We start from the raw sequence: 1,345 nt of genomic DNA, 5'->3' as shown, positions 1-1,345 counted from the left end.
TAACGCCGAACTGGACTATCTAAACAAAAACCTTAAAGAAAAAGTTGCCGAGCAGACAAAAGAAATCCGTAAGGCGTATGAGGTGGAAAAGGAAGCCCGCGTCGGCCTTGAAAAGTTAAACGAGGCCAAAAACGAATTTATTCTCGCAAGCCAGCACAATCTCCGCACCCCGATTACGATTGCCAAAGGGTATGTCGATGAAGCGGATTTGAAAACCAAGGAAACCGAAACAAAAACATACCTCGATAAAATAGGCGGAGTGCTGAGCGTATTGTCCGACCTAGTGAACGGCCTTATTGATGTAACTCAATTGGAAGTAGGGAAGATAGGTTTCAGTAAGGACAAAAAATTGCCAAACTCAAAATAATTCCATGGATTTTTCTCATATAAATTTCTACGCTCTCTCCGCTCTCATAAATACATTTGTTAGTTTTTTCTTTGGTACCTTTGTTTATTCACAAGACAAAAAAAGCAATTTGAACAGGAGCTTTGCCTTGTTCATGTTTTTTATTGCAACATATAACTTGTCTATTTTCTTTCTTATTCAATCGACGTCACCCGAACTCGCGTTAATCTTTGGTCGCGGAGGCATCCTTTTTGCGGCTTTCGTGCCGTTATCCTGTCTTTATTTCACACTCATTTTTCTTGATATATGGGAAAGATACAAAGTGTTTGTAAAGTGGGGCGTGGCCATTTTTTCTTTTTTTGCTCTTGCTATCGTTTTGCCTACGGATTGGCTGGTGAAGTCAGTCGGGCCGATCTCAGTTCTTGATTATTTCCCGCAGATGGGAATTTTGTATCCGTTTTTTCTTTTTTTCTGGATCGCCTATTTTGTTGCCGTTTTCACTCTGCTCATTGTCTACTATAGAGGTGCGGACGGTATAAAAAAGGCCCAGATACGATACATCCTTCTGGGTCTTACGCTCGGTAACATAGGCGGGTCATGCAACTGGATACTAGCTGCCGGAATTCCGATTAATCCTCCGTACATAGTCTTATCTTTTTTGGTATTTTCATACGGGTATGCAATGCTTCGGCACCACCTATTCAGTATCAGAATGTTTGCTGTTGAAGTTCTCACCTTTGCTATCTGGTTTGTGCTTCTTGTAAAAATCCTTACCGTGGGGGAAACGGGGGGTCTTGTACTTTATGATGTGGGCATCTTTTTTTCCGTGGTTCTCATCGGTACGTTTCTCATACGTATCGGAGTTCGTGAATCCCGCCAAAGAGAAATGCTTGCCGAACTTAACGCCGAACTGGACTATCTAAACAAAAACCTTAAAGAAAAAGTTGCCGAGCAGACAAAAGAAATCCGTAAGGCGTATGAGGTGGAAAAGGAAGCCCG

Annotated in this window: 2 protein-coding genes; both read left to right on the top strand. The window is 42.0% G+C overall.

From position 1 onward, the window contains the following. Positions 1 to 367: hypothetical protein (locus Q8O71_00035; GenBank protein ID MDP2704782.1), on the top strand; the 367-nt coding region annotated here is incomplete at its 5' end. Positions 368 to 371: 4 nt separating this feature from the next. Then, the coding region (locus tag Q8O71_00030; protein ID MDP2704781.1) for a histidine kinase N-terminal 7TM domain-containing protein at positions 372 to 1,345 on the top strand (974 nt) is incomplete at its 3' end.

The organism is bacterium, from assembly GCA_030690305.1.
In the GTDB taxonomy this organism is placed as follows: domain Bacteria; phylum Patescibacteriota; class Minisyncoccia; order Phycocordibacterales; family JAGLPS01; genus JBBUCK01.
This window is presented reverse-complemented; position numbering and strand designations above follow the sequence as displayed.